General features: G+C 65.6%; 24 protein-coding genes. 7 read left to right on the top strand and 17 right to left on the bottom strand.

The window, feature by feature from the left end; all coding sequences use genetic code 11:
- Positions 1 to 6 precede the first annotated feature (6 nt).
- Positions 7 to 273 carry a hypothetical protein gene (locus tag ACR9Y6_RS05490; RefSeq protein WP_481280373.1) on the bottom strand — a complete coding sequence of 89 codons (267 nt, stop codon included), beginning with the start codon at positions 271 to 273 and terminating at the stop codon, positions 7 to 9.
- A 165-nt stretch (positions 274 to 438) separates the two neighbouring features.
- On the opposite strand from ACR9Y6_RS05490, the gene ACR9Y6_RS05485 reads away from it, so the two are divergent.
- The gene (locus ACR9Y6_RS05485) at positions 439 to 1,005 is read left to right on the top strand and encodes a DUF924 family protein (RefSeq protein WP_481280372.1); all 567 of its coding nucleotides are present in this window, start codon (positions 439 to 441) and stop codon (positions 1,003 to 1,005) included.
- A gap of 5 nt (positions 1,006 to 1,010) precedes the next feature.
- Here ACR9Y6_RS05485 and ACR9Y6_RS05480 read toward each other — a convergent pair whose 3' ends face one another.
- Both ACR9Y6_RS05480 and ACR9Y6_RS05475 read right to left on the bottom strand, forming a co-directional pair.
- Positions 1,011 to 2,516, bottom strand: coding sequence for a serine hydrolase domain-containing protein (locus ACR9Y6_RS05480; protein WP_481280371.1), 1,506 nt, complete (start codon positions 2,514 to 2,516; stop codon positions 1,011 to 1,013).
- A complete protein-coding gene (locus ACR9Y6_RS05475) occupies positions 2,513 to 2,851 on the bottom strand; it encodes a hypothetical protein (protein ID WP_481280370.1) in 339 nt (112 codons plus the stop codon). Before ACR9Y6_RS05475 ends, ACR9Y6_RS05480 begins: the two co-directional genes overlap by 4 nt.
- A gap of 111 nt (positions 2,852 to 2,962) precedes the next feature.
- Between ACR9Y6_RS05475 and ACR9Y6_RS05470 the strand changes: the two genes are divergently transcribed.
- Complete coding sequence (locus tag ACR9Y6_RS05470; protein ID WP_481280369.1) at positions 2,963 to 3,562, top strand: RNA polymerase sigma factor; 600 nt, start codon at positions 2,963 to 2,965, stop codon at positions 3,560 to 3,562.
- Positions 3,559 to 3,966 (top strand): hypothetical protein, encoded by a 408-nt coding sequence (locus ACR9Y6_RS05465; protein WP_481280368.1) that lies wholly within the window; start codon positions 3,559 to 3,561, stop codon positions 3,964 to 3,966. Before ACR9Y6_RS05470 ends, ACR9Y6_RS05465 begins: the two co-directional genes overlap by 4 nt.
- Here ACR9Y6_RS05465 and ACR9Y6_RS05460 read toward each other — a convergent pair.
- Together ACR9Y6_RS05460 and ACR9Y6_RS05455 are read right to left on the bottom strand one after the other, a co-directional pair.
- Positions 3,935 to 5,245 carry an epoxide hydrolase family protein gene (locus ACR9Y6_RS05460; RefSeq protein WP_481280367.1) on the bottom strand — a complete coding sequence of 437 codons (1,311 nt, stop codon included), beginning with the start codon at positions 5,243 to 5,245 and terminating at the stop codon, positions 3,935 to 3,937. The genes ACR9Y6_RS05465 and ACR9Y6_RS05460 overlap by 32 nt on opposite strands.
- Before the next feature lie 195 nt (positions 5,246 to 5,440).
- A complete protein-coding gene (locus ACR9Y6_RS05455) occupies positions 5,441 to 5,977 on the bottom strand; it encodes a YaeQ family protein (RefSeq protein ID WP_481280366.1) in 537 nt (178 codons plus the stop codon).
- Positions 5,978 to 6,105: 128 nt separating this feature from the next.
- Between ACR9Y6_RS05455 and ACR9Y6_RS05450 the strand changes: the two genes are divergently transcribed.
- Both ACR9Y6_RS05450 and ACR9Y6_RS05445 read left to right on the top strand, forming a co-directional pair.
- Positions 6,106 to 8,268 carry a TonB-dependent siderophore receptor gene (locus tag ACR9Y6_RS05450; RefSeq protein WP_481280365.1) on the top strand — a complete coding sequence of 721 codons (2,163 nt, stop codon included), beginning with the start codon at positions 6,106 to 6,108 and terminating at the stop codon, positions 8,266 to 8,268.
- 110 nt (positions 8,269 to 8,378) lie between these two features.
- Positions 8,379 to 10,592, top strand: coding sequence for a TonB-dependent receptor (locus ACR9Y6_RS05445; RefSeq protein ID WP_481280364.1), 2,214 nt, complete (start codon positions 8,379 to 8,381; stop codon positions 10,590 to 10,592).
- Between the two features lie 4 nt (positions 10,593 to 10,596).
- Here ACR9Y6_RS05445 and ACR9Y6_RS05440 read toward each other — a convergent pair whose 3' ends face one another.
- The 11 genes from ACR9Y6_RS05440 to ACR9Y6_RS05390 form a co-directional block, all read right to left on the bottom strand.
- Positions 10,597 to 12,357: a tetratricopeptide repeat-containing diguanylate cyclase gene (locus tag ACR9Y6_RS05440; RefSeq protein ID WP_481280363.1), complete on the bottom strand. Its 1,761-nt coding sequence runs from the start codon at positions 12,355 to 12,357 to the stop codon at positions 10,597 to 10,599.
- A 22-nt stretch (positions 12,358 to 12,379) separates the two neighbouring features.
- Complete coding sequence (locus ACR9Y6_RS05435; protein WP_481280362.1) at positions 12,380 to 12,718, bottom strand: hypothetical protein; 339 nt, start codon at positions 12,716 to 12,718, stop codon at positions 12,380 to 12,382.
- Positions 12,719 to 12,778: 60 nt separating this feature from the next.
- Positions 12,779 to 13,594, bottom strand: coding sequence for an SAM-dependent methyltransferase (locus ACR9Y6_RS05430; RefSeq protein WP_481280361.1), 816 nt, complete (start codon positions 13,592 to 13,594; stop codon positions 12,779 to 12,781).
- Between the two features lie 32 nt (positions 13,595 to 13,626).
- Positions 13,627 to 13,812 (bottom strand): hypothetical protein, encoded by a 186-nt coding sequence (locus ACR9Y6_RS05425; protein ID WP_481280360.1) that lies wholly within the window; start codon positions 13,810 to 13,812, stop codon positions 13,627 to 13,629.
- A complete protein-coding gene (locus tag ACR9Y6_RS05420; RefSeq protein ID WP_481280359.1) occupies positions 13,809 to 14,924 on the bottom strand; it encodes a PepSY-associated TM helix domain-containing protein in 1,116 nt (371 codons plus the stop codon). The genes ACR9Y6_RS05425 and ACR9Y6_RS05420 overlap by 4 nt, the downstream gene beginning before the upstream one ends.
- Positions 14,918 to 17,347, bottom strand: coding sequence for a TonB-dependent siderophore receptor (locus ACR9Y6_RS05415; RefSeq protein ID WP_481280358.1), 2,430 nt, complete (start codon positions 17,345 to 17,347; stop codon positions 14,918 to 14,920). Before ACR9Y6_RS05415 ends, ACR9Y6_RS05420 begins: the two co-directional genes overlap by 7 nt.
- 83 nt (positions 17,348 to 17,430) lie before the next feature.
- The gene (locus tag ACR9Y6_RS05410; RefSeq protein WP_481280357.1) at positions 17,431 to 18,408 is read right to left on the bottom strand and encodes a FecR domain-containing protein; all 978 of its coding nucleotides are present in this window, start codon (positions 18,406 to 18,408) and stop codon (positions 17,431 to 17,433) included.
- Positions 18,409 to 18,415: 7 nt separating this feature from the next.
- On the bottom strand, positions 18,416 to 18,919 hold the full coding sequence (locus ACR9Y6_RS05405) for a sigma-70 family RNA polymerase sigma factor (RefSeq protein ID WP_481280356.1): 504 nt from the start codon (positions 18,917 to 18,919) through the stop codon (positions 18,416 to 18,418).
- A gap of 174 nt (positions 18,920 to 19,093) precedes the next feature.
- Positions 19,094 to 19,402 (bottom strand): DUF3247 family protein, encoded by a 309-nt coding sequence (locus ACR9Y6_RS05400; RefSeq protein WP_481280355.1) that lies wholly within the window; start codon positions 19,400 to 19,402, stop codon positions 19,094 to 19,096.
- Positions 19,403 to 19,522: 120 nt separating this feature from the next.
- The gene (locus tag ACR9Y6_RS05395) at positions 19,523 to 20,029 is read right to left on the bottom strand and encodes a YciE/YciF ferroxidase family protein (protein WP_481280354.1); all 507 of its coding nucleotides are present in this window, start codon (positions 20,027 to 20,029) and stop codon (positions 19,523 to 19,525) included.
- An 89-nt stretch (positions 20,030 to 20,118) separates the two neighbouring features.
- On the bottom strand, positions 20,119 to 20,376 hold the full coding sequence (locus ACR9Y6_RS05390; RefSeq protein ID WP_481280353.1) for a hypothetical protein: 258 nt from the start codon (positions 20,374 to 20,376) through the stop codon (positions 20,119 to 20,121).
- Between the two features lie 210 nt (positions 20,377 to 20,586).
- Between ACR9Y6_RS05390 and ACR9Y6_RS05385 the strand changes: the two genes are divergently transcribed.
- The gene (locus ACR9Y6_RS05385) at positions 20,587 to 22,233 is read left to right on the top strand and encodes an ABC1 kinase family protein (RefSeq protein ID WP_481280352.1); all 1,647 of its coding nucleotides are present in this window, start codon (positions 20,587 to 20,589) and stop codon (positions 22,231 to 22,233) included.
- Between the two features lie 35 nt (positions 22,234 to 22,268).
- Here the strand turns inward: ACR9Y6_RS05385 and ACR9Y6_RS05380 are convergent, their stop codons facing one another.
- Positions 22,269 to 22,778, bottom strand: a complete 510-nt coding sequence (locus ACR9Y6_RS05380) for a ferritin-like domain-containing protein (RefSeq protein ID WP_481280351.1) — start codon at positions 22,776 to 22,778, stop codon at positions 22,269 to 22,271.
- A gap of 96 nt (positions 22,779 to 22,874) precedes the next feature.
- On the opposite strand from ACR9Y6_RS05380, the gene ACR9Y6_RS05375 reads away from it, so the two are divergent.
- Positions 22,875 to 23,027 (top strand): hypothetical protein, encoded by a 153-nt coding sequence (locus tag ACR9Y6_RS05375; protein WP_481280350.1) that lies wholly within the window; start codon positions 22,875 to 22,877, stop codon positions 23,025 to 23,027.
- The last annotated feature ends 59 nt before the right edge of the window (positions 23,028 to 23,086 follow it).

Genomic DNA, 23,086 nt, shown 5'->3' with positions numbered 1-23,086 from the left:
TATTCCTCAAGGAAGCCATTCCACCATCCAGGACTCGAACCGCTCGATCTTGTCGTCGTTCCACGGTTCACCCCCTGGCGGCATGCGTGGCGTCTCGGTGCCCTTCAAACGGGCAAGGACATGGCGCGCATTCGCGTGGTCCGGATACACGGCATCGCCCCTCGGGTCGGCCATATAATCGAAGTCGCGCAGCCTGACGCCCATGCCCCCCATGCACCGGGTATCGCCGTCGGTGAAAAGTGGTGCGATGTCTTTGGCGAACGACTCGTTCATCGGTCTCTCCCGGCAGCTTGTTCATGGCCCCGGGATGCTAGGTCGTCAACGAAAGACACGGTATATGCGCCAGCGTACACATGGCGTTGCCCGGGGCGCAACAGTCCGGCGCCGGCTTCGCCGATTTATCGGTAAGCTTGCATGTTCCACGAGCAGGTGACCGACATGACCGAACCCCTTCCCGTCCTCGCCCCGCCGGAGACACCGGAACGCGTCCTGCGCTTCTGGCGCGACGCCGGCTACGATCGCTGGTTCACCAACGATGCCGGTTTCGACCGGGTTTTCCGCGATCACTTCCTGGCGGCGCACATGGCGGCGGCGCGGCGTGAACTGGATGCCTGGCTCGACAGCGCCGACGGCTGCCTCGCCCTGCTGATCCTGCTCGACCAGTTTCCACGCAATGCCTTTCGCGGTTGCGCGCACATGTATGCCACCGACCCGCTCGCACGATTCGTGGCGCGGCACATGCTACAGCGCGGATTCGACAGCGCCATCGACGCGGAGCTGCGCGCCTTCTGCTACCTGCCCTTCGAACATTCCGAAGACGCCGCCGACCAGCGGCTGTCCCTGCAACTGTTTGGCGCGCTGGGTGGTACCTACATGCCATATGCGCAGGTCCACCACGACATCATCGAACGCTTCGGCCGCTTCCCGCACCGCAATCGTGAGTTGGGGCGGGAGACCACGCCGGAGGAACAGGCATACCTCGATGGTGGCGGATTCGCCGGGTAACGGGACTACCCTTCCCCTGACGACTTCTTGAAGACCATCTGCTCGAACGAGATGGCAGTCACCGCCCCGTTCTCCGTGCGGAAGTCGAGGAAGTCACCCGAGTTGGGCGCGAATTCCACGCGGACCCGATCCGGTGCTTCACCGCCGGTGGCAACGGCCTGCACGTTGCCCCAACGGATCACCATGCCGCGGCCTTCGTCCAGATGGACCGTCATATCCCCGAGCAGCTCGTTCGAATAGGTCCCTGCGTACTCCATGCGCGGACGGGACAGCGCCCACGCACGCGCCTGGATCGTCTCCCGCTGGCGAGCCGCCATGAGGGATACCTCCGCCGCCTTCGTCCGCAATGCATCGAACCGCCGCGACACCGTCGATGCGACATCCGGCTCGCCTAGCAGGCTGCCGTAGACGTAGTCGGCGATGAGGCTGGTCAGCTGAGCGCCGAGGACATCCTCGTTGTTGAGCACGACCAGGGCTATGCCTTCGTCCGGCATGAAGGACAGATGCGCATGGAAGCCGGCGAAGCCGCCGAAGTGGTGCAGCATTGTCCTGCCCTTGTACTCGCCGGTGTACCAGCCCCAGGCGTAGCCCGTGCGCGGGAAATCCATGTACTTCGCGGTCAAGGCGACCTGCGATTCGTGCGAACGGCGGATCACCTTCGCCGGTATCGCCTGCCGCCGCCCCGAGGCGAGTTCCGCGATCAGGAACGTCGCGAGGTCCGGCGCGGTGGAAACCAGGCCGCCCGCCGCGTGCATGGTCGCGTCCGACTTGGCGAGATACAAAGGCTGGCGCGGCCGGGCACTGGCGAACGAGTAGGGCTTGGCCAGCGTCCATCCCGCGGCCCGGGCCTTGTCGATGGAGGTCGAGGTCCGCCGCATGCCCAGTGGATGCAGGACACTGCGTTCCAGCTGCTCCTGCCAGGGCACCGGCCCATGGCGGTCGAGCCAGACACTCAGGATGTTGTAGCCGACGTTGGTGTACTTGAAGGTCCCGTGTGTCGCCTTCTCATCCGGATACGACGCGGACACCAGTTCCGGAAGCGAACGCGTATCATGGATGCCACTGTACGCCGTCGCCCAGACCAGGGGCTGGTTGTCCACTCCCGTGGTATGCACCAGGAGATCCTTCATGGTCACCGCATTCGCGTCGATGCCCGTGAAGCGTCCTGCGGGAAACATGTCGTGCAACGACATGCGCGTGTCCAGCTGGCCGGCGTCTTCCTGGAGCAGTGCGTTCAAGGCGAAGAACGGCTTGGTCGCCGAGGCGATATAGAACACCGTGTCACGTGTGACCGGTGTTCGCGCCGCGATGTCCGAATATCCGAAATAACCTTCATAGATGACCTTGCCGTTCTTGATGACGGCGATGGCCGTTCCGGAGGGCAACGCGGTCGCGTCTTTCGTCTGTTGGATGAGGGTCGCCAACGGGGCGAAATCGGGCGGCGGGCTTGCCAGCGACGCGAATGGCGTCGCGACCAGCAACAGGGAACCGAGCGCCAGGAAGCGTCTCATGCGCCGCCCTTGGCCCCGCGGCGCTCGAAGACGTAATAGGCCAGGTTACCCAGGCCCGTGGCACCCAGCAGCAAGCCGATGACGCCGGGCGTCGCATGATCCACGCCGGTCGCCTCGACGAGGCCGAAGCCGAGCGCCAGGGCGACGAGGACGCAGCCCCAATGCAACGAGGCATGGCGCCGCCGCGCGGCTTCGCCTTCGAGCAGCGAGCGGACCATGTCTTCGGAGCCTCGCGACTCGACGATCCGGCGACGGGTGTAGGCATCGACGACCACCTTCACCGAATAGGCGATGCAGACGAACATGGTGATGGGGATAAGTAGCGAGAAGTCCATGGTTCGGATGTCCTGTGGGATGGGTACAGCCAAGGAGATACGGCGGGGAAGCCGCCGGTTGCAGTAAATCGATTGCAACCGCTGGCCTGCCCGACGTATCCCTATAAGGGAATGTCCATCCAGCCCCCTCCCCTCGCCGATGCGATCGCCACCGACCTGGCCCTGGTTGGCGCCGTCCTTTCGGGCGAGCCCGGGGCGTTCGAACGGCTGGTGCGTGAGTACCAGAACCTGTGCTGGCACGTGGTGGACCGCATGGTCAGGCACCCGGACGACACCCGGGAACTCTGTCAGGACGTCTTCCTGCGCATACACCAGTCGCTCCACCAGTACCGTGGCGAAAGCGCGTTGAAGTCATGGATAGCGCAGGTGGCGTACTCGGTGGCCAAGCGGCATCTGGAGCGCAAGCGCATTCCCCTGGTCGAGGCCTCGGGCGGCGAGGAAGGAAACTCCCTGGCGGAACGGGTCGGCGACGGGTTCGACCTGGAAGCCGCCGTGGCCGATGAGGAGATGGGTGCGCGATTGCATGCGGCCATCGACTCGCTGCCGCCGGTGCAACGCACGCTGCTGACGCTTTACCATCTGGAAGAAATGCCGATCGGCGAGATCGCCCGGGTGACCGGCATGGCCGAGGGCACCATCAAGAGCCATCTTTTCCGCAGTCGCCGGATACTGCGGGAGATACTGGAATCGCGCATGGGAGTACGAGCATGAATGACGAACGAGAGTGGGAAGCCCAGGAACGCGGCATGCGCGCGGCACGCGGACAGGCCCCCGCCGATCTCGATCCTCTCGCGCTGGAGTACCGCAAGGTGGCCCGTGCCGTGATATCCCATCCCGTCGGCGCTCCGCCAGGCGACTTCGTCGCCCGGGCCGCGGCTCACGTCGCCCGCCATGAAGGAGGCATCGAGCGGCCGCTCTCCGGCGTGCTCCTGGCCGTGTTCGCCGTCGCGCTGGTCGCCGCGGCCGTGATCTATGGTGCACGTTACTGGCAGGTATTCCAGCAGCCCGGAGAGCCTGCGTCGGGCTGGGTGCTGGCGGGACTCGCCTGCGTGGTGCTGTCCTGGGTGTCCCGCCAGCTGGCCGTCATCGCGCGCCGGCCTGGCGGACGCCCTTGAACGACACCCTCAGTTCCTCGACGAACATCGCCGGTTGTTCCCAGGCGGCGAAATGCCCGCCCTTGTCCAGCCGGTTGTAGTGGATGAGCTTCGGGAACGCCTTCTCCGCCCAACTCTTCGGCGCGGCATAGATCTCGTCGGGGAAGACGCTCACCGCCACGGGGATCGTCAGGTGCTTCGGCTCGAAGAAGGCGAGCTTGTTTTCCCAGTACAGGCGAGCCGAGGACACGGCCGTGTTCGTGACCCAGTAAAGCGTCACATTGTCGAGGATGTCGTCACGCGTCAGGCCTTCGGCCTGCCCGTCGAACACGCGGGTGATCAACTCGTAGCTGCGCGCGTCGTGGTCGAGCATCCAGGCGGCGAGTCCCACCGGGGAATCCTCGATGGCGTACAGGGTTTGCGGTCGGTTCGTCATCTCCTGGGCGTAGCCGAGGCCGTGCTTGTAGAAGAAGTCGAGTTGCTCGTACGCGTTCTTTTCATCGCCGGACAGGCCGGCCGGCGCCGGCCCTCCCGCTGAAAGCGCCTTGGCGATGTCGTCCGGCACGGTGGCCGGCATGTTGGTGTGGATGGCCAGCAGTTCCGGAGGCGCCTGCACCGCCATCTGCTCGGACACCGCGTCGCCCCAGTCGCCGCCCTGGGCGACGAAATGCTTATAGCCCAGCCGTTTCATCAGCACGGTCCATGCCCGCGCGATGTGCTGGGGATCCCAGCCGGTGGTCTCGGGTTGGCCGGAGAAACCATAGCCAGGCAACGAAGGAATCACCACGTCGAACGCATCCGATGCGCTGCCGCCATGCGCGGTGGGATTGGCCAGCGGGTCGATGATCTTCAGCTGTTCGATGATCGAGCCCGGCCAGCCGTGGGTGATGATGATCGGCAAGGCGTTCTTGTTCTTCGAACGGACATGGATGAAGTGGATGTCCACGCCGTCGATGGTGGTCACGAATTGCGGCAAGGCGTTCAATCTCGCCTCCACCTTGCGCCAGTCGTAGTCGGACTGCCAGTACGCGGCCAGCTTCCGCATGGTGGCCAGTTGCACGCCTTGTGTCGCGTCCGTCACCGTCTCCTTCCTGGGCCACTTGGTCGCGGCGATCCGTCGGCGCAGGTCCGCGAGGGTTTCATCGGGAATGTGCACTTTCGGGAAGGGCCGGATCGACGCGCTTTCCGCAGGCGGCGTGGCGGCGTGTGTCACGGAGGGAAGGATGATGCTTGTCGCCCCGAGGAGGGCTGACGCGGTGAGGAAATGCCAACGACCGAATGAAGCGAACTCTGAAGACATGACGACACTCCTCCGATGGTTCTTCGCGATCGCGAGAACGCAATGGGAATGGACAGGTTCCATGGTTCGAGATCCGCTGGTCCGTGAGCGGCAGCCGGCCTTCGCGAGCTTAGCAAGGGCCTCTTGGCCAGGCACTACACCCATAGGTATTAGCGGGTCATACCGGGTTCGCACCGCTCGACGCGGCGCATCGCGTCAGGCCAGCGTGTTCAGTTCCACCGGAACCACCGCGTCGCCGCCGATGACCTGGGCCTGGCCGTCCTGCACCATGAACTGGATCTGCATCGATCGCTGAGTCAACGCGGCCAGCGCTTCCACGGTGGACGGCGCGACGTCGATCACCGAGACGTTCTTCGTGCGTGCGACGGCGGCGGATGTCTTCTTCCACCACACCTCGGCGCTGCGCCCGCTATAGGTATAGACGATCACGCGCTTCGAGCGGCCAGCGGCGCGGCGGATGCGTTGTTCGTCCGGCTGGCCGATCTCGATCCACAGGTCGACCTCGCCGGTCAGCTCCTTGCGCCACAGGTCCGGCTCGTCGTCCGAACTGAGCCCCTTGCCGAACACGAGGGCATCGTCGGCATTCAGGGCGAACGCCAGCACCCGGACCATCATCCGCTCGTCGGTCTCGGACGGATGCTGGGCGATGGTCAACGCATGGGCCTGGTAGTAATGCCGGTCCATGTCGCTGACCTGCAGGTCGGCCTTGAAGACCGTGGATTTGAGTGCCATGGGTTGAAGCCTGTAGGAATTATGTAGAATACCACCGCGATACGACCAGCCAGCCCCTAGCGAGCCAGTCGACTGAACCACGCGGGCCCCATCGGTGCCCTTCGTCCAACGCCTAGGGGCTACCCATCATGTTCCCGACCCACTCCCATCGGCCGCGGCCGACCGTGCTCGCCGTTTGCCTGTCCGCGGCATTGCCTTTCGGCGCATTCGCGCAATCGGCGACCACCGCCCCGGATGCCGCCACCACGCTCGATGCCGTCGCCGTCAAGGGCCAGCGCGCGCCCACCTATGCCGCCGAACAGAGTTCCGCAGCCACTCGCCTGTCGTTGACGCCGCAGGACACGCCTCAATCGATCAGCATCGTCACCGAACAACGCATCGAGGACCAGAACCTCACCAACGTGCGCGACGTGCTGGACAACACCACGGGTGTTTCGTCGAGCGCCTACGATACCGAGCGCGTGGTGTTCTATGCACGCGGCTTCCAGATCGAGAACATGGCGTACGACGGCGTGCCCATCGCCGCCGGACTCAACTCCAGCTCCGCCGACGGCAGCCTGGACACCGCCATCTATGAACGCGTCGAGGTGGTACGCGGTGCCACCGGCCTCATGAGCGGCGCGGGCAGTCCGTCGGCCATGATCAACTTCGTCCGCAAGCGTGCCGACAGCCGTACACTCCAGGCGGATGCCTCCCTCAGCTATGGATCGTGGGACACGCGCCGGGGCACGTTCGATCTATCCACGCCCCTGAACGTCTCCGGCAGCGTGCGTGGCCGCGTGGTGGCCGCCTACGAGGACGGCGACTCGTACCTCGACCGCTACAGCACTAAGAAGAGCGTTTTCTATGGCGTCGTCGACGCTGACCTGGGCAGCGATACCGTGCTCAGCCTCGGCTTCGACTACCAGCGCACCACGCCCAAGGGCGTCACCTGGGGCTCCTATCCCGTCTTCGACGACACCGGCGGATTCATCGAATGGCCGCGCGGTTTCACCAGCGCCGCCGACTGGACCTATTGGGACAACACGACGCGGACCGCCTTCGCCGACCTCAGGCACAGCTTCGACAACGGCTGGCAGTTGCGTGTCATGGCCAGCCGCCGCGAAACCGATGGCGACGACGCGCTGTTCTACGTCTACGGGTTTCCCAACCGCGAAACCGGCGAGGGCATCACGCCCTTCGCCTACCGGGGTACCGATGCCGGCAGGCAGAACCTGCTCGACGTCTACGCGTCCGGGCCGTTCCAGGCCTGGGGCCGTGAGCACGAACTGGTGGTCGGCGTCAGCGGCTCGCACTACACGCAGGATTCGTGGGAACGCGAACACGGCGATCTGCCGGGCGTCGGCAACTTCCTGCAATGGAACGGCAGCTATCCCTATCCCGACTTCGCCGTGGACAAGACGCCATACAGCGCCACGCATACCGACCAGGGCGGTATCTACACGGCGGCGCGCCTGTCGTTGGCCGATCCGTTGAAACTGATCCTCGGCGCGCGCTACAGCCGCTGGAAGAACGACACCAACGACAGCACCAGCGGCGTGTATCACCACGAACATACGAAGACGGTACCGTATGCCGGCCTGATCTACGACATCGACGGCACCTACTCGGCGTTCGCGAGTTACACGCAGATCTTCGACCCGCAAAGCAATCGCCGCGCCGACGGCGGCTTCCTCGATCCCGTGCTCGGCAGCAGCCGCGAGGTGGGCATCAAGGGCCGGCATTTCGACGGCGCGTTGAACACCTCGCTGACCCTGTTCGAGACGCGCCAGGACAACGTGGCGGAGGCGGCGGTGGGCGAGTACCTGCCCGACGGGCGGACGCAGGCATACAACGCGGTGAACGGGACGAAGTCACGCGGCTATGAATTCGAAGCCTCGGGCGATATGTCGGAATCCTGGAACGGCACGTTCGGCTGGTCGCACTTCAACGTGAAGGCGCCCCAGAACGGCGGCGCGTTGCGCACGGCGTTGCCGCGTACCCTGATCCGCCTGTTCACCACCTATCGCCTGCCCGGCGCATGGAACCGCCTGACGATCGGCGGGGGCGCCAACTGGCAATCGGCCAGCCATGCCCAGGTCGACGGCCCGAACGGTCCGCAACGGCTCGACCAGTCCTCGGTGATGCTGCTCGGCGCGATGGCCCGCTACGCCATCGGCAAGCAGGCGTCGGTGCAGGTCAACGCGGACAACCTGCTGAATCGAAAGTACTTCGTGCTCGACGAGTTCAGCAACCTCTACTACGCCCCGCCGAGCAGTTTCACGGTGAGCTTCAACTACAGGTTCTTCTGAAAATCTCCCGCGACATCGGGTTGCTTTGCAGCACGTGAAGAATGCGCGATAATTGAGATCGGTTCTCATTTACATTCGCATTCACACACTCGATGTCCGTTGGGAGTTCCATGTCCGCCGTCCCGTTCCGCCGTCATGTCCTCACCCTTTCCGTCTCGGCCGCCCTCGCCGGCCTCGTGCTGCTGGCGCCCCCGGCCCATGCCGCCGACGGCACCGACGCGCAGCAGAAGGCGCGTGACAACAGCACCACCTTGTCAGGCGTGCAGGTGGAGGCCAGCGTCGCCGCGCCCACCGCGGCATACGCCGGTGGGCAGGTCGCCCGCGGTGGACGTTTCGGCGTGCTGGGCAACCAGGACTCGATGAATGTCCCCTTCGCGATCACCAGCTACACCGACACGCTGATCCGCAACCAGCAGGCGCGCACCCTCGGCGACGTGGTCTCCAACGACCCCGCCGTGCGCACCGGTTTCGGTTATGGCAATTTCTCGCAGACCTTCACCATCCGTGGCTTCCAGGTCTATAGCGACGACATCGCTTTCGATGGACTCTACGGCCTGCTGCCCCGCCAACTGCTCGCGCCGGAACTGGTCAGCCGCGTGGAAGTGTTCAAGGGGGCCAGCGCATTCCTCAACGGCATCAGTCCCGGGGGCTCCGGCGTCGGCGGCAACATCAACATCGCGCCCAAGCGCGCGGAAGCGCAGCCGATCACCCGCGTCGGCCTGGATTGGGGCAGCGACAGCCAGGTGGGCGGCAGCGTGGATATCGGTCGCCGCTTCGGCGCCGGCGATGCCTTCGGCGTGCGTGTGAATGCCGTCCATCGTGATGGCAACACCGCCATCGACGGCGAGCAGCGTCGCGTCACGGCCGCTTCGGTCGCGTTCGACTACCAGGGCGAGAAGCTGCGTGTCACCACCGATATCGGCTACCAGAAACAGGTCATCACCGGCGGCCGCGCCGTGGTCTACGCCAGCGGCCTCGATCGCGTGCCGCGTGCGCCGTCCGCAAAGACCAACTATGCCCAGCCCTGGTCCAATTCCTCGCTGGAAGACACCTTCGGCGTGGTCCGCGCCGAGTATGATTTCACCCCGTGGCTCACCGGATACGTGGCCGCGGGCGCGCACCATGGCAACGAGTTCGGCGACTACGTCAGCCCGACGCTCGTGGATACCGCCGGCAACGCGACCGAATCGCGCTTCACCGTGCCGTACATCGCGGACACCGCCACGGGTGAAGCCGGCTTCAACGCGCACTTCGACACCGGCGAGGTCACCCACCGGGTGAACATCGGCTTCTCGGCCCTGAGCTTCCGCAAGAAAGCCGCCTATGCCGGATCGCTCGACCAGATCCATACCAACATCTATTCGCCCACTTATGCGCCGGTGCCCGACTTCGCCTATGACGTCGGCCCGATCAGCGACCCCGGCATCACCGGCCGCACGCAACTGCGCAGCCTCGCCGTGTCCGACACGCTCGGTTTCATGGACGACCGCCTGCAGGTGACGCTCGGCGCCCGGCGCCAGAAACTGCATACCATCGGCTATGCCTATGCGATCGACGGCGTGGATGGCGCGAAGAACTCCGAATACGAGCAGTACACGACCACGCCCATCGCCGGCGTGAACTTCCGCCTTGCCGACCAGTGGTCGATCTACGCCAACCATATCGAAGCGCTGACCCAGGGCGACCAGGCACCGGAGACCTTCAACAACCGGCCGGTCACCAATGCCGGCCAGGTCTTCGCGCCCTACAAGTCCAAGCAGAACGAGATCGGCGTGAAGTGGGACGCGGGCACGATCGGCAGCAGCCTCGGGCTGTTCCAGATCAAGCAACCCAGCGCCTATGTCAACGGTGCCAACACCTTCGTGGTGGATGGCGAACAGCGTAACCGTGGCATCGAGTGGAGCTTCTTCGGCCAGCCGGTCGATGGCGTGCGCGTGCTTGGCGGGGCCAACTACATCAAGCCCGAGCTGGTGAAGACCCAGGGTAGCCTGAACGATGGCAACGATGGCATCGGCGTACCGCGCTTCCAGGCCAATGCGGGCGTGGAGTGGGACATCCCGAACACGCCGGACGTCACCCTCAGCGCCCGCGCCGTGCGCACGGGCAAGCAGTACCTGGACACCGCCAATACGCTGGACGTACCGGCGTGGACGACCTACGACCTGGGCGCCCGCACCACGACGCACCTCGAAGGCGTGCCGGTGACCTTCCGCTTCACGGTGCAGAACGTGGCCAACAAGGGCTACTGGGCCTCCGCCAACGGCGGCTACCTGACCCAGGGCACGCCGCGTACGTTCTACGTCTCCGCGTCGTTCGACCTCTGATCGCCTAGGATTCGGCAAAGCTGCCAGACGTATCCGCCATCACGCGGTTGCGTCCGGCACGCTTTGCCTTATAGAGGGCCATGTCCGCTTCACGGCAAAGCCGTTGCAGGTCGTAGCCGCACGTCGCGGTGGCGGCCAGGCCGGCGCTCGTGGAGAACGACACGACACAGCCTTCCTCGGTGACCGGCGACGCTTCGATCGCCATGCGGATGCGATCGGCGACGAGCATGCCCCGCTCCTTGGGACAGCCGACGAGCAACATGCCGAATTCCTCGCCACCCAGGCGGCCGAACACGTCGCCCGGATGCAGTTGCTGGCCACAGATGGCCACCGCGTGCTTGAGCACGAGATCGCCCATGGCATGGCCATGCGTATCGTTGATCTGCTTGAAATGATCCAGGTCGATGAAGACCAGGCAAGCCTCGCCAGACCGCCTCTCCAGCAAGCGCAGTATGCGCTCGGCCTCGCTCATGAAATGCTGGCGATTGAAGATGCCGGTGAGGCCGTCGTGCCATGACAGCTTCTTGAAGCGGAGCTGCGATCGCTTGGTCCGCAACAACCAGAACACCACGGACGCCAGGAACAGGAGCAGCAGGACGATGTACAGCCGGCTGGTCTCGACCGCCTTGGTCTCCAGCGCCTTCTGCAAGCGGAGCATGCTGTTCTGCCGGGCGAGCCGCTCCGTCTCGAGCTTTTGCGTGAGCAGATGTTGCTTGCTCAGTTCGAACGCGAGGTCCCTCGCGGTGATGTCGTCCAGATAACCCTTGTCCTGGGCGACATAGCGCTCGTAATACGACAATGCCGCCGCAGCGTGGCCTTGCCTTTTCTCGATCCGGTAAAGCACGCCATAGGCGTCCCGTATCCACTCGCTCATCTCGGCGTCGTCACCCATCGCCAGGGCGGCGAGCGCCGCCTTCCTGGCATCGTCCACATTGCCGAGCTTCTCGTTCGCCCTGGCCCGCTGCACCTGCGAGGAAAGCAGGTGTGCGTAGTAATCGCTGGCGCGGATGCTCGGCCCGATACGCTCCAGAAGGGCCAGGGTCTTGCGTGGCTCCCCTTCCTCGATGAAGCGGTCGCCGAGGACGAGCCACATGGTGTTGGCAAGGATAGGCTGCCGCGCCGCGACACACGTGTCGATGGCCTTCGTCAGCTCGGGGCTGGACGAGGTCAGCCGCCCGGTGTTGTTCAGCGCCGCGGCCCGCAGGGAAAAGGGATAACACAGGGTTTCGCCAGGAGGGACGGCGTTTTCCATCATGCCGGCATACTGGATGGCGAGGTCGGTCTGGCCGGCCAGGTTGAACATCTGCGACAGGTTCATCAACAGCATCGAGCGAGCCAGCGGATCGTCGATCCGCGGCAGGTCGTCGACCAGGCGATTGGCGAGCGCGAAAGCCTCGTCGTAGCGCCGATTGGCACCCAGGTTGCTCAGGAGCAATGCCGACGCCTTGGCAGCGAGCGTGACATCGCCGGAATGGTCGATGATGTCGCGCAGCTGGGCCTCGGACCGCGCGTAGTCACCCTCGAACATGGTTTCCCATGCATCGAGATAACGCAGATGCCATTGCTGCGGCTTGCTCAGCGATGCGCCTTCACGACGTATCTGCTGCAGCATCTCGACGAATCGCGAATGGTCCTTCGTACGCAGCGCTTCCGTCTGCTCCAGGAACGCCGCCGGGTCGGTTATGGATGCCGTGGCGAGTCCCGGCGACACCAGCACGCACCAGGCCAGCGCGACGCCTGTCGCGCGTGACCGGAGACGGCTCATCGCCCGGGACATGCCGACATCGCTACGGCTGCGGGCCCGGTTCGTCGCGGGCGACCGCCGGGAGACGGGAAGGCTCGTCGCCGCGCCCCTCTCCCTCGTCGTCCTCGTTGCCGTCTTCGTCACCGTCGTCGTGATCCGGCTCGTCGTCCTCGTGGCCGGGGAACTGGGAGATGTGCGTCGTGTGCATGAGGATCGACCCGAATTCCCCGGACAACCACGAACGATCGCCCGAGACCACGGCCTTCGTGAGAGCCTCGCTCGCCTGGACCTGCCGCAGAAGGATGGCCAGGTCCTCGGCCGATATATGGCGCAACGACGCGTCGCGGCCGATGGCCTCCAGCAATTCGATCGTATCCGGCATGGTCTTCTCCCTGCTCCCTGCGAGCGCCTTCACACTGTGACGGCAGTCCCCGGCGTTTCTTTACCGCGCGGGCGACGTGTCCAGCGCGTCCAGGGCGGCCAGCCGCTTCCGGATGGCCAGGTTCGCCTTCAAGGCGACAGCCGGTGGAAGGACCACCGTTTCCTCGGGAGCCAGGGGAACATGCGGCAGGTCGCGCAAGAGGACGCGGCGAATGCCCGGCTTCTGGATGGGGAGCGTCGCTGCGCGGTAGACGATGATTTCGTGGTCCAGTGGATAGTCGTGGCCCAACACGTCCACGAGTACCTGCCGGTAAGACCCGTCCGTGCGGAGCCGTGCCAGCGACCTGTCGCCGACGACACCCACCTGCCATAGCACGAGGTAAGCCGTGGGATCGATGCGACGCTCATAGAACAGCAACTGGCTGGCCTCGAAGTGCTGGCAGCCGAAGCGGCCCGGGTCGATGCCGAGATCCGCATACAGGCAGTCCTCGGCGGAGATGCCGGGCTCCATGTGCGCGACGAAACCCTCCGCGCGGGCGACCTCGACCGCCTTGTGCGGCGACCAGGCGAAGATGCCCGGATGACCGTAGAAGACGCCGCAGACACGCTTGCCGGCTCGTACCTCGGTCATCATCAGGTCGACCCACTGACGGTAGGTGGTCATCCTCGACTTGCCTTCCTCGTAATACGGCTGCAGGCTGCGCACGTCGCCGTGCATGCGATGCAGCCACGCCTCCACGATGCCGTCGGACAGCGCCGCGAACACCACGTCCGCTTGCTCGATATGGCTGCGGGCCAGCGGCGTCAGGTGGGAACCCAGGGTCATGCCCATGCCGACGCATGCGAGACTTCCGCGCTGTGACTGCGATGTATTCATCGCGCGATGGTAGGCCAATTCATGGGCGGTGGTTACTTCCGCCCTGCCCTCAGTTTCCAGCCGATGACGGCGATCGGCACGGCCAGGGCGATCCACGCCGCGATGCGAAAGAACGCGTTGTTACCTAGTAACGCCATGAACAGGCCGGCGAGCGTCAGCATGGCCATCGCGGCAGGCCATCGCCATACGCCCCCGCGCGATCCGGGTCGATGGTTCATGCGGTCGCTCCGTCACCGCGAGGACGCTTGCGACGCTCGCGCCAGAGGTACAGGCCCGTCACCAGGACGGCGATCGTGAACAGGTCGAAGGCCGCCCAGAGCAGCTTCAGGGGCAAGCCGCCGTAGTCGCCGAAGTGCAAGGGGCGCGACAGTTCCAGGGCGCGCAGGTACCACGGTAGCCCGCGTGCGTCGGTCACCTCGCCGCTTTCCACCTCGACCAGCACCGGGGTCAGCAAGCGCGAGGTGAGTGGCGTTTCGCCCTGCATCCAGATCATGTAGTGGTGCGGGCTGCCGTAGGCGGAGTATGGAAAGGCCACGCTCTCCGGACTCGTGCCAGGCACCGCGTGCCGCGCGGCGGCCACCGCCGTGTCGAGCGACACCAACGGAACGAGCATGGGCTTGTCGTGCCACGGAGCCAGCATCTCCGCCAGGCGGCCCGTGCGCCAATAGGCGAACAAGGGATCGGCCAACGTGTTCACCACGCCGGTGACACCGACCACGAGGGTCCATGCGAGAAGCACGATGCCTAGCAGGTTGTGCAGGTCGAGCCACTTCGCGCGTTTCGACCGGTTCCGGCGGATCTCGCCAAACCCGGCCTTTTGGGTGAACGGCCCGTAGATCAGCACGCCGGAGACGACGGAGACCACGAACGACATACCCATGACGCACAACAGCAGCATGCCGGGCAATCCCGCGAACAGCTCGCGGTGGAAGGCCAGCAACCATTGCGTGACCCGCGCGCGTTGCCGGGGTTCGTCCAGCACGACCGCCGTTCGGGCGTCGATGGACAAGGCGTGGTAACCGCCCAACGCCGACCGTGGCTCCTTCGCCATGTACACCATCACCGTATGCGGGCCGCCCTGCTTCCACGACATCGCCTGGATGTATTGGCCCGGGTAGCGCGCCTGTGCGGAAGCGACGATCTTCGCCAGGGGAGCATCGGGCGTGCCATCGGGCTGACGTGACGCCGGTACCGAGGGTGCGGCCCAGGCGTCGATTTCCTCGTGGAACACCAGTGGCAGTCCGGTGATGCAAAGGACCAGCAGGAACAACGTGCAGGCGAGGCTGGTCCAGCTGTGCACCCGCGTCCACGAACGGAAGTTCCTCACCATGCGTATGCCACCGTCGCCATCACGTTGCGGCGAAGCCCCCAGCGGCAGCCGATGGCCGCGCAGTACGACACGTAGCGCTTGTCCAGCAGGTTCGCGGCGTTCACCGCGAGACGCCAGCCGTCGAGATCGGGATTCAATCGCCCGAGGTCGTAACGCAGCATGGCGTCGACCGTGGTGTACGAGGGCATGGTCACCGTGTTGGCCGTGGTGGCGTATGCCTTGCCGGTCCAGCGCACGCCACCGCCGAGGCCGAGGCCGGCCAGCGAGCCGCCGCGAACGGTGTAATCGAGCCATGCGGAAGCCTGGTGCGCAGGTACGTCGGCCTGGCGGTTACCCTGGATGGCGGTCGTGGCGCGGGTGATCTCGTTGTCGAGATAGCCATAGGACGCGCGCAGGTTGAGCCCCTGCGCAAGGCTCGCCGTGCCGGACAACTCGATGCCACGCGAGCGGACCTCGCCGGTCTGGATGTTGAAGTTGACGTTGGCCGGGTCCGCCGTGGAAACGTTCTGCTGGGTGAGTTCGTAGGCCGACAACGCAAGGTACGCATCGACACCCCGAGGCTGGTACTTGATGCCGATCTCCTTCTGCCGTCCCGTCGTCGGCACGAAGGCCTGGCCGTGGGCGTCCGTGCCGAGGGTCGGCTGGAACGAGGTGGAGACGCTGGCATAGGGAGCCAGCCCGTTGTCGAACAGGTAGGTGACGCCGGCCCGCCAGGTGGTCGCATGGTCGGTCTGCCGGGTCCAGGTGTTCGCCACGTGGTTGTCGTTGTCGCTGCGCGAGGCGTCCCGGCGTGCGCTCAGCATCACCGACCAACGGCCGGCACGTATCTGGTCCTGCGCATAGACACCGAGCTGGCCCTGCCCCTGGCTCGCGTCCTGGAACCGCGGCGGCACCACGATCGCCTGGCGGTAATCCGGATGCAGGATATCCAACGTGGGCGCGCCACCGTAGCGGGTGAAGTTGTCCCAGAGGATTCGTTGCACGTCCGCGCCGAGCAACACCGTGTGCTTGATCGAGCCGGTATCGAAGCGCGCTTCCCACTGGTTGTCGAGGTTGAGCGTGCGCAGGCGCTCGTCCGACATATAGGTCTGCCGGTTGAGGGTGCGCAGGTCGGCTCGCAGGTTGAGTCCCTGCACGGAATCGTAGTTCGTGGTGTTGCGCGCCACGCGGAAGTTCTGGCGGAAACGCCAGGTCTCGTCGAACACATGCTCGAACTCGTAGCCGAGCTGGTATTGCGTACGCTTGAACGATTCGAAGCCGGTGTCGCCGGTATAGAAATCGCGTGGAATGCGCCCGTTGGGATTGGGCAGCAGGGTCCCTTGGTAAGGCAGGATCGACCACACGCCGCCATCCGGGTCGTGCAGATAGCTGGCGAGGATCGTGAGACGGGTCCGGTCGTCGGGTTTCCAGGTGAGTGCGGGCGCGATCGCCACGCGCCGCTCCTTGGTATGTTTCGCGTCCAGGTCGGTGTCCCTGACCACGCCGGTGAGCCGGTACGACCAGTGGCCGCTGCCAGCGAGCGGTCCGCCTAGGTCGACATTGGCCTGGCGCCGGGACGATGTACCGAACTGCAACTGCACTTCATGCAGCGGCGTATCCGTCGGCCGCTTGCTGACCACGTCGATGATGCCGCCCGGCGATGCCTGGCCGTACAGGACGGACGCGGGTCCTTCCAGCACCACCGCGCGTTCCATGAGGTACGGCTCCACCTTCGGCACCGCCCAGGTACCGGCGAGCAGTTTCAGGCCGTCCAGGTATTGATCCAGGGCAAAGCCGCGGGCGCTGATGCTATCCAGGCGGTCGTCGTTGTCGTCGCTGATGGTCACGCCGGGTGCGTAACGCAACACGGCGCGCAAGGTCTGGGCTTGTTGCGCTTCGATCTGTTCACGGCTGATGACGGAAATCGTCTGCGGCAGTTCGATCAGCGGCATGTCCGTCTTCGCGCCCGTCGACGTGCGATGCGCGACGTAGCTCCCCGCGTTCGCCACGACACGCGTCTCGTCCAGCATGACGGAACGTCGCGTGCTGGCTCCCGCATCGGTGGCGGGTCTGGGCACGCTTGTGGAAACGATGTCGGCGCGACGCAGGACATAGCCGCCATCCGGCTGCGCCGCCGCTTCCAGTCCCGTCCCCCGCAGCAACGCCCGCAGCGCCTCGTCCGTGTCCATCGTGCCCTCGACGCCGGCACTGCGCAGGTTGCGTGTCAATTCGCTCGTGTACGACAGCAGCACGCCCGCCTGGCGGCCGAACCGGTTCAAGGCCTGGTCGAGCGGACCCGCGGGCACGGTCCAGCGTGGCGTGGTGTTGGCATCCTGCGCCCAGGCACCCGCGGCCGGCACGAAGGAGGCGACGGCCGCGCCCAGGCAGAGGGAGGCGACCGCGCGGGCGAGCGGCGACGGCCGTGGGGTGGAACGTTGTGTCATGGGGGATTCCGGAGAACATCGAAGACGATTGCCTTCTATGTCACGCGAGAATCGAAAACGGACCACTCCAGGCCGGCGGTCGCTCAGGCGGCACGGGGAACGACGCGCACCCAGTAGCGGGTGCGGTAATGGACGGCCACCGGCAGGCTCTTCTCGAGGATCGCCAGGATGCGGTCGGTATCGGCCAGGGGATACGTGCCGGATACCAGCACGCCGGCGACCGCGGGATCGCAGGCGACATGGCCGGGCCGGTAGCGGGCCAGTTCCGCCACGAAATCGTCCAGCGGCATGTCGCGCACCACGAGCATGCCGTCCAGCCACGCGGTGTCGTTCTCGTCGGCGGGAACGAGCGACGAGATCGCCGAACCGGTGAAGCGTGTTCGTTGTCCGGCAGGGATGATTCGCGGATGGGCCGCCTCGCGCGTGTCGACTTCCACCGATCCGGAATAGACCGCGACACGCGTGGCGTCATCGTCGAGGCGCACGCTGAACCGCGTGCCCAAGGGGCGCAGGCGGCCGTGTTCCGTCTCGATCCCGAAGGGACGTGTGTCGCCGGGCGGATGTCCGGTGGTCACCATGATCTCGCCACGCACCAGGCGCAGCATGCGTCGCCCTCCATCGAAGCGCACGTCGATGGCGCTGTCGGTGTTGAGCACCACCTGCGTCGCGTCGGGAAGCACGACGGTGCGTCGTTCGCCCGGCCCGGTGCGCGCGTCTGCGATCCACGCCTGCCATGGCACGCGGCGCCCGGCGATCCATCCCGCACCGCCGACGGCGGCAAGAAGGCCTAACGTCTTCAGTGCACGGCGGCGGCTGGGCGAATCCGGCGCGGAGAGGACCGCATGTGCCAGTGGCGTGGGGACGGTGTGCAAGCGACCGTTCGTGGCTTCGATACGCTGCCACGCACGCAGGTGGTCGGGATGCGCACGCAGCCAGCGTTCCCACGCCTGGCGGGTGGCATCGCCTGCTCCTTCCGACTGCAGCTCGACCATCCATTCGACCGCCTGCCGGGCGATGGCCGGCGCGATGCACGTCGTCGGTTCGGAGGCGGCGGAAGACACGATGGCGTCAGTCTTCGGGGAAGTAGCACTGCTGGCCCGCGCGCACGATGTAGCGCTTGACCGTGGTGACGGAGACGCGTAGCTCGGCGGCAATGGCGGCATGACCCAGGCCGTCGAGCTGGCTGAGCAGGAAGGCACGGCGAACCGGCCGCGGCAGGCCATCCAGGCGCCGGGCGATCTCAAGCAGTGTCTCGAGCACCATGGCCTGCACTTCGGGCGAAGGCACGGAGGATTCCGGCAACGAACTCAATGTTTCCAGCCATGCCCTCTCCACATCCTGGCGCCGGTAGTGGTTGGCCAGTACCCGCTGCGCGATCGTGGTGAGGAAGGCGCGTGGCTCGCGGACGACGATCGCCCCGGGTTTCGAGAGAATCCTGACGAAGGTGTCCTGGGCGAGATCATCGGCGTGCGGGCCGCCGCCTAGCCGGCGGCGCATCCACCCGAGCAACCACCCGTGGTGGTCGCTGTAGAGGTCGTCGACGGTGCGATGGATGCTTTGGACCGAAGCCATGGTGAAAATAATGCGAATGGTTCGCATTAGCGCATATCGCCGGCGAGGAGGCAAGACGCCCCTCCCGTTCAGCGACATCAGCGCGATCACGGACGTCCGACGTACGGCCGCCGTGCACCAGCATCGCGGGGGCAACGGCGGAACTCCGACCATCGGCACCGGTACGGTCACCGATCACGCTTTCGATGATCCCGTGGTCACCGAATCGAGGTGCTCGACGCGCATGATGTCGCCCAGCCAGACCAATGCGCTCCACTGGGGTTTTCGCGGATCAACGAGCTTCACGGTGCCGTTGATGCCCTCCTGGTCGTCCGCGGTCTTGAACACCTGGATCGTCGGCGTGACCGCGACGACGCCTTCCACAGGGTCGCCCACCACGAGATGCAAGCGTACACGCGCATTGACGGCGAGTTCGTCGACGACGCACTCGATACGTTGGATGTCGCCTGGTTCGCTGAATACGGTTCGTGCGATGCGCCCCATGGGTTCCACCTCCTCTCTCCAACGTTCCGGATCGGATTCCGCCAGTGTCCCGGCTGCGCGCCTCCGCCCCTGCGGCCTCCCTTCGGAGCACCGCGGGGGCGTGAGGTCTCGGTTGAAAGATCAGGCGGCTTTCGATTTCTCCGCGGCGCGCTGGTTGCCCGCCTGCTCGGCCAACATCGTCAGTTTCTCGTCGGTCGCCTTTTCTTCCTTGAGCGTGGCCTGCAGCAAGGGCAACGCGTCCTCGTAGCCGAGTTGTTTCGCGATCGCCGAAAGCGTGCCGTACGAGGCGATCTCGTAATGCTCGACCTTTTGCGCGCCGCCAATGAGAGCCGCATCGCGCAATGCGCCGGCTTCGACTTCCTCGATCACTTCCTTGCCTTCCTCCACGAGGCCTTCCATCGCCGCGCACTTGATGCGCTTGAGCCGGATGCCGAGCGCGTCGACGATCTGGTCGATGCGTTCCACCTGCCCCTGGGTTTCCTCCAGATGGGTCTCGAATGCCTGTTTCAACTCGGGCGCCGTAGCGGCACGGGCAAGGCGCGGCAAGGCCTTGGTCAGTTGCTTCTCCGCGCTGTAGATATCCGAGAGCTCATGAATGAAGAGGTCTTCGATCGTTTTTACCGCCATGGTGATCTCCGCGCTGGTTGGAAAGCATCCATGCTAGGGAGGGACTTGTCATGCGATCAGATGCATCGCGTGAATGCCCCGAATACGTGCTACGCCTCGACGCCACCGGGAACGTAAGCATCGACGGATTCCCAGGCGCCGTTGTCGCCTTCGACCTTCAGGCGAACCCGGCGGCCGGTCCGACGACCGAGACTGTCGGCCAGCCGCAGTGCATGCCGGAAACACTCGTCCTGCGTGGCGAACGTGCCCATGCGATGGGTATCGTGGAAGACCTCCCAGGGAAAGACGTTGTTCCGCTGGGCAAGGGGGAGATAAAGCATGATGGGGGTATGTGTTTCGTTGTCCATGCCGCCTTGCATTCAAACCTCGTGCCAACGCCCGGGTGTCGGTGAAAGCATGGAAGCACGCGCCCCGGGACAGGCGAATCGCCACCCGGGGCGGCAAGAGTTTCCTGCGGAGGGTGGTAACTCTTACACGGGGGCGTCCACCGTGGCATCACCAGCGACGCGGAAGATGGGACGCCACGGCGCGGCATCCGCGTCCTCGTGGAGACTCCCATGCTGGCATCGACCCGGCGGTACAGGCAGATCGCTTCCTTCGTCCTTAAATACCGACGCGCCGGCGTGCTTCGTTCGCCGACGGACCCGATGGCGACGGCACCCGAACGCGACACGGCCTCCCCGGAGCAGTTCGCGCGGGACATCGAATCGCTGGGGCCGGCGTTCATCAAGCTGGCCCAGGCGCTCTCGACGCGGCCCGACCTCGTCGCCCCGCCCTACCTCGTGGCCTTGCAACGCATGCAGGACGCCGTCGTCGAAGTGCCCGTGCGCGCGATCACAGCCCTGGTCGAACAGGAATTGGGCGCACCGGTGTCGACGCTCTACGCGGACTTCGACGAAAAACCCCTCGCCGCCGGATCACTCGCCCAGGTCCATGCCGCTCATCTTCTGGACGGCACCCGCGTGGCGGTCAAGGTACAGCGTCCCGGCATCGAAGCGGACGTGGCTTCGGACCTCGATCTCCTGGCCAGGGTGGCGCGGCTAGCGGAAGGCTATACCGACGCCGGGCGCAGGCTCGGCATCGAAGACTGGGTCGCCGCCCTGCGCGACGCACTGGCGGAGGAACTGGATTTTCTCGCCGAGGCGGACAATCTCGACGCGCTCGGCCGCGTCTTCGCGCTTTATCCGTCACTGACGGTACCGAAGCCACACCGCAGGCTAAGCACCCATCGCGTGCTCACCATGGACCTGATCAGCGGGCGCAAGGTGGCGCCAGGGACGGCGGGCGCCGACCAGGGACGCGTGCTCGGCGAGGCACTGATGCGTGCCTACCTCGACCAGGTGTTCGCGCAGGGCCGCGTCCATGCCGATCCGCATCCGGGCAACGTGTTGATCGACGACGACGGGCGACTCGCGGTGATCGATGCCGGCATGATCACCTACCTGTCGCGGACGGCACGGGTCACCCTGCTGCGGATCATGTTGCATGCGATCAACAGTGACGGTGACATCGTGGCCGACCTGTGCGAGTCGATGGGGAGGCGCCTGCCCGACTATGACCGGCAGCGTTACCGCCGCGCCGTGCGCAGCCTGGTCGGCCGTTATGCGGCCCGTGGCGAAGACCGCGCCTTTGCCGAAGGCTCGCTGCTGCTGGACCTCACCTCGCGGGGTGCGGAATGTGGCTTGCAGCCGCCACCGGAACTGAGCGTGCTGGGCAAGACGCTGATCAACCTCGAAGCGACACTCTGCGCGCTCGATCCTTCCTTGCCCACGCGGCGGATCGTCGAGGAACAGCTGGAGTCGCTGCTCGTGAAGCAATTCGGCGACCATGCCTCCAAGACCGGCGTCGCCGCCATGGCGCTCGATGTCTACGCGTTGGGTCACGGGGTGCCATCGAAGTTGTCCCGCTTCGTCGATACGCTGGCGGACAACGACCTGCGTATCCGCGTCGACGGGCTGGAGGAGTCGCACCTGATCGAAAATCTGCAAAAGATCGCCAACCGCATCAGCGTCGGCCTGATCTCTTCCGCGTTGATCGTCGGCGCCGCGCTGCTTACGCGCAACGGCGCGCACGACTTGCCGACATGGGCAGCGGTGCTGTTCGGCCTGGCCGCCCTGCTCGGTCTCGCGCTGATCGTGAACGCGTGGCGGGTCGACCGCGTGGCGACGCGCAAGGGCACCATTCGGCGCGCGGGGCACGGCTAAGGGAGCGCCGGAAGGCGGGTCGCATCGCCCCTCCCTCAGCGCTTCGCCTCGACATCGGGAGTGGCGTCGCGCACCAGGAATTCCTCGGTCAGCTCGGGCAGGTGGTCGAGCACCCATTTCGCCATGGCCTGTTCCTGCGGCAGGATCTGCTCGCACGTGCGCTGGGTTTCGGTGTCGCCCACCGTCCTGGCCGCCGCGATCAACGCCGTGTAGGTGGCGATCTCCAGGTTCTCGAAGACGTAACTGGAGATCGCGCCCTTCACGATCTCGTCCGAATTGGTCATCCCGCCCACCGCCTGGCCGAACGCCATCACCTTGCCCATCAGGTCCTTCATGCCCGAGGTACTGCCCCCGAGCCGTTCGATGCATGCCTTCAACAAGGCCTGCTGGCCAAGGGTTTCCTCCAGGTGCTGCTCGATGCGTTGCTTCACCGCGGGGTAGTGCTCGATCCGGCCAGCCTGTGCCCTGAGCATCTGCTCCGCTTGCTGCTCCATCGCGTGGGCGTCGCGAAGCCAGTCGAGCAGGTTCTCTTTCAGTTCGGCCATGATGGTGCTCCTTGTCGAGGGAGGCCCATCGTCGCGGACCATCGGTGGACGCCGGAGCGATGAAGCGTGATGTCCCGATGACGGATCGGCCTGCCGGTGGACGGGGGCGACGGCCACGCCGACGTGGAGCTCACGGCGGAAGAACGCACCGCCGTGGATGCGTTCGCCATCCGTGGCAAGTCCGATCCCACGCGCGATCCGGTGACCGGCGCCGACCTGGGCACGCTCGGCCAGGACCCCGGCCGGTAACGGGGCGGTACCACCTGGGTCATGTGTCCCGCATGACCCGGGCTGGCAGGGGAAGGATC

It is taken from the genome of Luteibacter sp. TLI7-4A, assembly GCF_056754745.1.
This window is presented reverse-complemented; position numbering and strand designations above follow the sequence as displayed.